This window comes from Chryseobacterium contaminans, from assembly GCF_001684955.1.
In the GTDB taxonomy this organism is placed as follows: Bacteria; Bacteroidota; Bacteroidia; order Flavobacteriales; family Weeksellaceae; genus Chryseobacterium; species Chryseobacterium contaminans.
In genome coordinates this window covers 139,985-148,990 of the sequence record NZ_MAYF01000001.1, presented here as the reverse complement: position 1 = coordinate 148,990, position 9,006 = coordinate 139,985, and the positions used below count along the sequence as shown (strand labels likewise).

Sequence of the window (9,006 nt, the reverse complement as noted above, 5' to 3'; positions counted from 1 at the left end):
GCGTAACATTTTAGGATTATTCGCCTTTATTCTTTTCTTCAGTTGTAACTCTTCTTCAGGAGAAGATGTTATCATGAATTCCGTTGACAACAAGTGGAATAAGAAAAGTGAACAAAAATTTAATCTTGAAATTTCAGATCCGCAGAATCCTAAAAATATTATATTTGTCGTAAGAAATAACAACAATTACCCTTACAGTAATATAAGGTTTATTGTGAATTTCACCAACCTTCAGAACAAAAAAAAGGAAACCGATACCCTGAACTATGTTTTGGCAAAACCAAACGGAGAATGGCTTGGTACAGGCTTTGGTGACACAAAGGAAACATTGTTTCAGTATAAAATAAATTACAGGTTTCCGGCGAAGGGAAAATATGAGATCGGCCTGATTCAGGCGATGAGAAACGATACCCTTCCTGGAATCGAGGATGTTGGGATAAAAATAGAAACGGCTAAACCGTAACCATAAATGGAAGTAAACAATAAAAATGCAGGAAATAAGGGGAAAACATTTCCTCTGCCTCCCAAAAAAAAGAACACCTCTTGGAAAAAATGGGTCTCATTTATTTGGATTGGACTCATTGCGGTGGTTTTAGGGATTTCAGGACTTTTCTTTGCGGTTTCCCAGGGATTCCTTGGAGAGATGCCCGATGTAAAGGAACTTGAAAACCCGGATATCTTCGTAGCTTCTGAAATCATATCTTCAGATGGGGTAACACTAGGGAAATTTGAGAAAGAAAAAACTCAGCCTATCGTGTATAAGGACCTTCCTCCTTACCTTATTTATGCCCTTCAGGCAAAAGAAGATGAACGTTTTAAAGAACATTCAGGAATAGACTTGTACTCTATCGCCAGAGCAGTTGCTTATGGTGGAGGACGTGGGGGTGGTTCTACCATTACCCAACAGTTAGCAAAACTTCTTTTCACAGGAACAGCTTCTCAGAACAAAATCGAAAGAGCATTCCAGAAACTGAAAGAATGGGTAGTTGCTGTAAGTCTTGAAAAAAGATATACCAAAGAAGAGATTATCACTCTTTATTTCAACAAGTTTGACTTCTTATTCAATGCAAATGGTGTTGAAATGGCATCAAGGGTTTATTTTAACAAAAAGACCTCTGAACTTACTCTTCCAGAAGCAGCTACTTTTGTAGCCATGCTTGAAAACCCAAGAAAAAACAACCCTTACAGATATCCTGAAAAAGCAAAGGAAAGAAGAAATGTGGTATTAGATCAGATGCAGAAAACAGGATATATTGACGCTGCTACTTATGAGAAAGCCATCAACACACCTGTTGAAGTAGACTTCCACCCTATCAAGAGCATTACCGACGGATATTCTGCTTATTATAAGTTTTATCTGAGAAAAGAGATTGATAAATATCTTGAATCTCACGAAAAGGAAACTGGTAAAAAACTTAACCTATACAAAGACGGTTTAAAAATCTACGTTACCCTTGATTCTAAAATGCAGAAATACGCAGAGGAAGCAATTAAGGAACACTTAACTGATCTGCAGAAAAGATTTGATGCCGAACAAAGAGGAAGAAAGAACAGACCTTTCTACTACCTTACAGACAAACAGATCAATGATGTAATGGTTCAGGCTATGAAAAGAACTGGCCGATACAAGCTGTTAAAGGCTGATGGTATGCCTGATGACTCTATCATGATGGAGTTTAAAAAACCGATTAAAACATCAAGGTTTACATGGGCAGGCGAAGAAGAAGTTGAAATGTCACCATGGGACTCTATCAGATATCACAAACAAATTGCACAGGCAGGTTTAATGTCTATGGTCCCTGGAACCGGAGAGATCAAAGCCTGGGTAGGAGGTATCGACTGGCAGCACTTCCAGTATGACCACATTAAGCAAGGTAAGAGACAGGTAGGATCCACATTCAAGCCTTTCGTATATGCAACTGCTATTATGAAGCTGGGAATGACTCCTTGTTCAACTGTTTCTAACGGAACTTATGACCACAACGGATGGCACGTACCGGGAAGAGGAGGAATGCTTACTTTAAAAGATGGTTTAGCACACTCTCAGAACCCGATTGCAGCAAGACTTATTGAAATGACCGGTGTAGATGCTGTTATCCAAACTGCACGAGACCTGGGTGTAACAGAAGATATACCAAGAAACAATACCATTGCCCTTGGTTCATCAGATATTACCATCTACGAAATGCTAGGTGCCTACAGTACTTTTGCCAACTACGGTAACTATAATAAGCCGGAAATGATCTGGAGAATTGAAGATGCCAACGGTAGGGTAATTAAGGAAGTTAATGTAGAACCAAAAGAAGTAATGAACCCAATGTATGCTTACACCATGATTGAATTAATGAAAGGTGTTGCACAGTACGGTACAGCTTCAGGAGAACTCGGAAGAAGAGGCATCTCAAAAGGGGTTGAAATTGCTGCTAAAACAGGAACTACACAGAACAACTCCGATGGTTGGTTCATGGGTATCACTCCAAAACTGGCGACTGGAGCCTGGGTAGGATGGGAAGACAGAGCAACCCACTTCTTCGGAACCGGTGAAGGTCAGGGTGCTAGAATGGCATTACCAATATGGGCAATCTTCATGAAGAAAGTCTGGGCAGACAAAACACTAGGAATTACTCCGGATGATAAGTTTACCAAGCCTTCAGACTGGAAAGATGGCTGTTCAAACCTTAAAGGATTAGGCGGTGGATATGGAGATGATGGAAGTCTTCAGACGATCGATGAAATTAAGAACCCAAGGCCGGTAGATCCAACTCCTAAGAAACCTACAGAAAAGAAAGAGGAAAATATCAATGAAAACCTTCACTCAAACGATGAGGTAGATTTTAATAAATAAATTCTCTTTTAGAAATACATAAGACCTTTCAATAATTTGGAAGGTCTTTTCTTTTATAATTAATACCTTTGAAGTATGAATATCGAACGCATCAGCCAGCCCTTTATCAAGAAATTTCCGGGAGATTTTTCGAACAATCCTATGCAGAGAAATACTCCTAAAGTTTTATTTTCAACTATTAAACCTGCAGGTTTTGATCAGCCTCAGTTAATAGCATTTAACGAGCCATTATCAGAAGAAATAGGACTGGGAAAGTTTGAAGAGAAAGATCTTGATTTCTTGGTAGGAAATAACCTTCCAGACAATGTTCAGACTTACGCTACAGCCTATGCAGGCCATCAATTTGGAAATTGGGCAGGTCAGCTTGGAGACGGCAGAGCCATCATTGCAGGCGAGATCACCAATGCCTCAGGAAAAAGAACGGAAATTCAATGGAAAGGAGCCGGTGCAACTCCTTATTCCCGACATGCAGATGGAAGAGCTGTTTTAAGGTCTTCCGTAAGAGAATATCTGATGAGTGAAGCTATGTTTCATTTAGGTGTTCCCACCACCAGAGCTTTAAGTCTTGCATTTACCGGAGAAGATGTTGTGCGTGATATTATGTATAACGGAAATCCACAACTGGAAAAAGGTGCGGTAGTCATCAGAACCGCTGAAAGCTTTCTTCGTTTTGGACATTTTGAACTGATGTCTGCCCAACAGGAATACAAAACCCTGCAAGACCTATTGGATTACACTATTGAAAATTATTATCCGGAAATTACATCATCAGGCATACAGAAATATAAAGACTTTTTTGAAAACATCTGCACCCGTACCGCAGACCTCATGGTTGAATGGTTCAGGGTTGGGTTTGTACACGGTGTAATGAATACGGATAATATGTCTATTTTAGGACTAACGATCGATTATGGCCCTTATTCTATGATGGATGAATATGATCTGAATTTCACTCCTAATACCACCGATCTTCCAGGAAGAAGATACGCTTTTGGAAAGCAGGGACAAATTTCTCAATGGAATCTTTGGCAGCTTGCCAATGCACTTCATCCGCTCATTAAAGATGAAAAGTTTTTAGAAAACACCTTAAACAGATATGGTTCCTATTTCTGGGAAGCTCATGACAAAATGCTTTGCAGAAAGTTTGGATTTGATGAACTGCGAAAGGATGATGAAGAGTTTTTCATCAACTGGCAGGGACTCATGCAGGAACTGGAACTGGATCATACTTTATTTTTTAATGAATTGGAAAAATTAACACCTGGTGCAGATTTAAAAGACCAATTCAGTAACATCTCCTACTCTTTCCTGAATGAAGAAAAGCTTGGAAAGCTTAAGAATTTTATTGAAAGTTATGAATCCAGGCTAAATTCAAGTACTATTTCAAGAGAGAACTCTTTACAAATAATGGCACAATCAAATCCGAAATTCATTCTAAGAAATTATCTGCTCTATGAATGCATTGAGGAAATCAACAATGGTCAAAAGGAAATGCTAAAAAAATTAACTAAAGCACTTGAAAACCCGTATGAAGAAATATATCCGGAGTTTTCAACCAAAAGGCCATCCGGTTATGATGATACCGCAGGATGTTCTACACTTTCGTGTAGTTCTTAATAAATATACCATAAAACACGATAAAAATTAAATTATTCGCATCATATTAAATATTTTCACTAATTTTAGAGAAATCTTTTAATTATGAAAAAATTTATACTTTCTCTAAGTTTAATGATGGGAACTTTTGCATATTCCCAAACCGTCTTGCTTGACGAAGGATTCGAGTCATATACAGACTTTTCCATTAGTGGTTTTGGGAGCTGGTCTACGCTAGATCTTGATGGCTTAAATACTTATACAGGCGGAGGACCTGTAATTGGCGGAACTACTATCCCTTCCTGGTCCGCAGGCTGGGCAAATGCAGGGCAACCTATGGCTTTTCAGATTTTTAATCTTTCCACAAGTAATGCAACCAATAACCCAACATCAACTGCGGCTGATGAAGAGGTTAGAAACTTCAGTTCACATGGAGGACAAAAATGTGCTGTTTCATGGGCTGGAGTCCCTTCAGGAGGAGTTTCCGCCAATAATGACTGGCTTATAACCCCTGCTATCACTTTAGGAGCGAGTTCAAATATATTGACATTCTGGGTGAAAGCATTATCTCCCGCTTTTGTAGAAAGCTACAAAGTAGGAGTTTATACCGGAACCGGAAATCCGACTTCAGCAGCTAACTTTACAATTGTTTCCACACCAGCAACATCAACAGCTCCGGATACCTGGCAGCAAGTAACCATCAATCTTGATGCCTATGCCGGGCAATCGGTAAAAATAGGATTCCAATATATGTCTGCAGACAAATATATGTTTATGCTTGATGATGTAAAAGTTACTACTTCAGGAACACTTGCCACCAATGAAGTTTCAAAAACAAAGGCAGGTACAGCCCTTTATCCTAATCCAACAAAAGGAGAAGTAAATATTAAAACAGACAAAAAGATAAAATCAGCTTCCGTTATCGATATGACAGGAAAAGTCCTTAACAGGACAGAGTCCGGAAATACAGATATCTCAGCTCTTCCAAAAGGAAACTATCTGATAAAAGTAGAATTTACTGACGGAACATCTGCTACAGAAAAAATCATCAAACAATAATCACCACGTGTATACAATCTTCATAAAACCACCAATTCTGGTGGTTTTTTATTTTACTTTTGCAAAAAAATACGACACGTGTCATTTATTAAAACAAAATTTATTAACATTTTCAGGTTGGTTTTTCCATCCTCCTATTCTGAACTGGGGGTTTTTCTGTTTTTCATCACCTGTTACGGAATCCTTGGTTCTTATATTGCCGTTCATTACAGAATCATCTTCGACAGCAGAATTCCATGGGATGCCTATTTCAGCTTTGATAACAAATCTATCCTAATGACCGGAGGCAGCTTTGAAAGACACCCTCTTTCCTATTATTTCTTCAACTGGATCAGAGAATTCTGTTTATTTATTTCGGGAGGAAAAATGGATATGACTTTCAGGCTAACCTTGGCATGGCTGAGCAATATTGCGATCACCTTAAATATTGTTCAGGTTTTCAAATACCTTAAAAACATCATCAGGCTTCCGTTAGCATACACTCTTTTAATTACATTATTTTTTGGAATCTTCTCTACCAATATTATTCTTTCATTCACTCCTGAGAACTTTACCTACACTCTATTTTTACTTTCGTTGTATAACTATTATGCTGCAATAAAGCTCAGAAAGGAAGAAAAGATTCCTGCAGCAGCATTATCATTGGCTGCCATTACGATTGGAGGGCTTACTATCACAAACATTGTAAAAGTTTTTATTCCGGTATTTTTTGAAAAAGGCCTTTTTAAAAGCTGGAAAAAAATCGGTGGTGCTATTGTAAGAGGAATAATAGCCATCATCATATATGCACTACTTTACCTCTATAGGATTGATTTCAAATACCAGAATATTTTCTCAAAGACCAATCAGCAGTACGAAAAATTCTCAAATGTAGAATCCATGCCTACCTGGGATATGATACTTTCTTTCTTTTTTGGCGGCAATATTCTGTTCCCTAGTTTCATTCTATCAGACAAACACAACATGAAAGGCTTTAGCTTTAAAGCCCTTTATATGGATCTTTATTCATCAGTAATTCCTTATGTATTTATAGTGATATTATTGGTATTGATAAGTTGGAGTTATCTTAAGAATTTTAAGAACAAATGGGTTCAGGTTATTACAATTTCCTTCTTGTTTGACATCTTCATCCATTGCATTATGAGATTCGGGCTGCACACTTCATATATCTATGGCGGGCACTTTGTTTTTGTATATCCATTGCTTCTCGGATGGTTGTTTTACGGGTACAGATCATCAGCAAAAATGATGGCCTTTTTAACACTTATTCTCTGTTTATTATTTGTTTATTTACTTTCAAATAATGCATTCAGAATATCAGAATTCTTTTGGTTTTTAGAAACCTATTACCAATAAAAAAAGCCGGGACAATTCCCGGCCTGTATATTTTGAAATATTCAATATTATTTTGCTTCTGAACAGAAAATTCTATACTGTACAGCAACTGCTGACTTGAAATACTCTCTAACTTTAGAAAGATCCCCGGCAGCACTTTGTTTGGTAAAATAGCTTCCTGCTAAAATCTTATAGTTAGGTCGTAAAGAAGCATCTGTTTCTACTTTCAGGTTAGGAAATCTTTTTCTGAAATAAGATTTCACTTCATTGGCTTCTTCATTACTTTTCACCGTTGTAATCTGAATTTTATATCCTAAAATTCTAGGATTTTTCCTACAGATTTCAGCATTGGTTAATTCCCTATTCGGTACATAAATTTTATTTGGTTTTGTACTCACTCCAGAGGAAATACCGGAGTCATTATTACCATAATCTTTGGTTGGATTATTAGTAACAACTCTGGAACATTTATCTTCAACGCCTTCCAAAGCAGCATTAATTTTGGAATCCATGGTGATAACTAGCTCTGTTCCTGAAAGCGTATCTTTTTTAACAACCTGCTGGGCTTCAATACTATAAAAACTAAATAATGATAATATCGAAAATATTTTAATCAAATTTCTCATTTAAACTTGTTTCCGCAAATTTATACAAATTAAAAAACTATACCAAACAGGTTATTTAGAATCAATACAAATTAAACGTAAATGATATTTTCCCTTTTCGATATGCCGTTAAATTTCTGTTAAAAATATTATTTTTGCGGAATTGATTGAATGTTCAATAATTTACTAACATAAGATAATTTAAATGATTAGTTGGAGAAAGCATTATAAAAAAACGTTGATCGCAATAGGCTTATTGCTATCAACCAGTGCTTCATTTTACGGGCAAGACGGCGATCCTAAAAACGGAGAGAAACTTTTCAAAGCGAATTGTACTGCATGTCACGCGCTGGACAAACAAGTTGTAGGACCACCATTAAAAGGGGTTGTAGAACGAGTAAAGACAGAAGGTGGTGTAGACAAAGATTGGCTTCACAAGTGGATCAAAGACAACAAAGCTCTGAGAGCTTCTGGGGATAAATACGCTAATGAGATTTTTGAAAAGTTTAATAAGACTGAAATGCAGGTCTTTCCAAATCTTACAGATAAGGATATTGACGACATTTTAGCTTTCACAACTAACCCTCCTGCTCCGGAGGAGAAAAAGCCGGAAGCAACTCCTGCAGCTGGTGCAGCTACGGCAGCTCCTGCAGACAAAAGCACAACAAACATCGTTATTATTTCACTTTTAGCCATTGCAGGTCTATTAGTTTGGATTTTGGTTAAACTAAGACAATTAGTAAAACTAGGTCAATCTGAAGAGCTTTCAGGGCTTAACGAAACAAGAGTTCGTTCTTTCAGTGAAATGTACGAGAAGTTCCACTACGTTGGTAAGGCGTTATTAGCAATTCTTGCTATTCTTGCGGCTTACGGAGTTTGGAACTGGTTAATGTGGATCGGTGTTTACAAAGGGTACAAACCAGAACAACCAATCTACTTCTCTCACAAAATCCACGCTGGAGAACAGAAAATTGACTGTCAGTTATGTCACTCTAGTGCTAAATACGGAAAAGTATCTGAGATTCCTTCTATGAACGTTTGTATGAACTGTCACAGAACAATTTCTGAATACAACGCAGATCACTACATGGAGCCAGGAAAAGATAAGGCATTCTATGACGGAGAAATCCAGAAGATCTACGCTGCAACAGGTTGGGATCCTGCTAAACAACAGTACACAGGAAAAACGCAGCCAGTTGAATGGACAAGAATCCACAACATGCCAGACTTCGTTTACTTCAACCACTCTCAGCACGTTATTGCTGGTGAACAAGCGATCATCAACTCTTTCAACAAAAAGAACCCTAACAACAAAATTGATGTTGTTTGTAAAGCTTGTCACGGAAAAATTGATACAATGAATGTTGTTCAGATGGCTAACGACTTTACTATGGGATGGTGTATCGAGTGCCACAGAACTACTGAGGTTGATATGAACAACGGTTATAATAAAGAGTACTTCAAGAATCTACACGACAAGTTGAAAAAACAATATCCACAAGATGGAGGTAAAATCACTGTAGATGCAATTGGAGGTCTTGAGTGTGGTAAATGTCATTATTAATA

General features: G+C 37.5%; 7 protein-coding genes. 6 read left to right on the top strand and 1 reads right to left on the bottom strand.

What is annotated here, in order from left to right; all coding sequences use genetic code 11:
- Nucleotides 1-7 precede the first annotated feature (7 nt).
- The 5 genes from BBH99_RS00670 (at nucleotide 8) to BBH99_RS00650 (ending at nucleotide 6,856) form a co-directional block, all read left to right on the top strand.
- On the top strand, nucleotides 8-463 hold the full coding sequence (locus tag BBH99_RS00670) for a gliding motility lipoprotein GldH (RefSeq protein WP_066690616.1): 456 nt from the start codon (nucleotides 8-10) through the stop codon (nucleotides 461-463).
- 6 nt (nucleotides 464-469) lie between these two features.
- Nucleotides 470-2,845, top strand: a complete 2,376-nt coding sequence (locus BBH99_RS00665) for a transglycosylase domain-containing protein (protein WP_066690596.1) — start codon at nucleotides 470-472, stop codon at nucleotides 2,843-2,845.
- A gap of 75 nt (nucleotides 2,846-2,920) precedes the next feature.
- Nucleotides 2,921-4,462 carry a protein adenylyltransferase SelO gene (locus BBH99_RS00660; protein ID WP_066690593.1) on the top strand — a complete coding sequence of 514 codons (1,542 nt, stop codon included), beginning with the start codon at nucleotides 2,921-2,923 and terminating at the stop codon, nucleotides 4,460-4,462.
- A gap of 84 nt (nucleotides 4,463-4,546) precedes the next feature.
- A complete protein-coding gene (locus tag BBH99_RS00655; RefSeq protein ID WP_066690590.1) occupies nucleotides 4,547-5,500 on the top strand; it encodes a T9SS-dependent choice-of-anchor J family protein in 954 nt (317 codons plus the stop codon).
- Between the two features lie 78 nt (nucleotides 5,501-5,578).
- On the top strand, nucleotides 5,579-6,856 hold the full coding sequence (locus BBH99_RS00650) for a DUF6080 domain-containing protein (protein WP_228390713.1): 1,278 nt from the start codon (nucleotides 5,579-5,581) through the stop codon (nucleotides 6,854-6,856).
- A 47-nt stretch (nucleotides 6,857-6,903) separates the two neighbouring features.
- Here BBH99_RS00650 and BBH99_RS00645 read toward each other — a convergent pair whose 3' ends face one another.
- Nucleotides 6,904-7,461, bottom strand: a complete 558-nt coding sequence (locus BBH99_RS00645) for an SPOR domain-containing protein (RefSeq protein ID WP_066690587.1) — start codon at nucleotides 7,459-7,461, stop codon at nucleotides 6,904-6,906.
- A gap of 184 nt (nucleotides 7,462-7,645) precedes the next feature.
- On the opposite strand from BBH99_RS00645, the gene BBH99_RS00640 reads away from it, so the two are divergent.
- Entirely contained in the window at nucleotides 7,646-9,004 is a 1,359-nt protein-coding gene (locus BBH99_RS00640; RefSeq protein WP_066690584.1) for a c-type cytochrome, read from the top strand.
- Nucleotides 9,005-9,006 lie beyond the last annotated feature (2 nt).

Bases quoted from the DNA above. Each gene is read 5' to 3' on its own strand.
- BBH99_RS00665 (WP_066690596.1), top strand. From the start codon at position 470: ATGGAAGTAAACAATAAAAATGCAGGAAATAAGGGGAAAACATTTCCT.
- BBH99_RS00660 (WP_066690593.1), top strand. From the start codon at position 2,921: ATGAATATCGAACGCATCAGCCAGCCCTTTATCAAGAAATTTCCGGGA.
- BBH99_RS00655 (WP_066690590.1), top strand. From the start codon at position 4,547: ATGAAAAAATTTATACTTTCTCTAAGTTTAATGATGGGAACTTTTGCA.
- BBH99_RS00645 (WP_066690587.1), bottom strand. From the start codon at position 7,461: ATGAGAAATTTGATTAAAATATTTTCGATATTATCATTATTTAGTTTT.
- BBH99_RS00640 (WP_066690584.1), top strand. From the start codon at position 7,646: ATGATTAGTTGGAGAAAGCATTATAAAAAAACGTTGATCGCAATAGGC.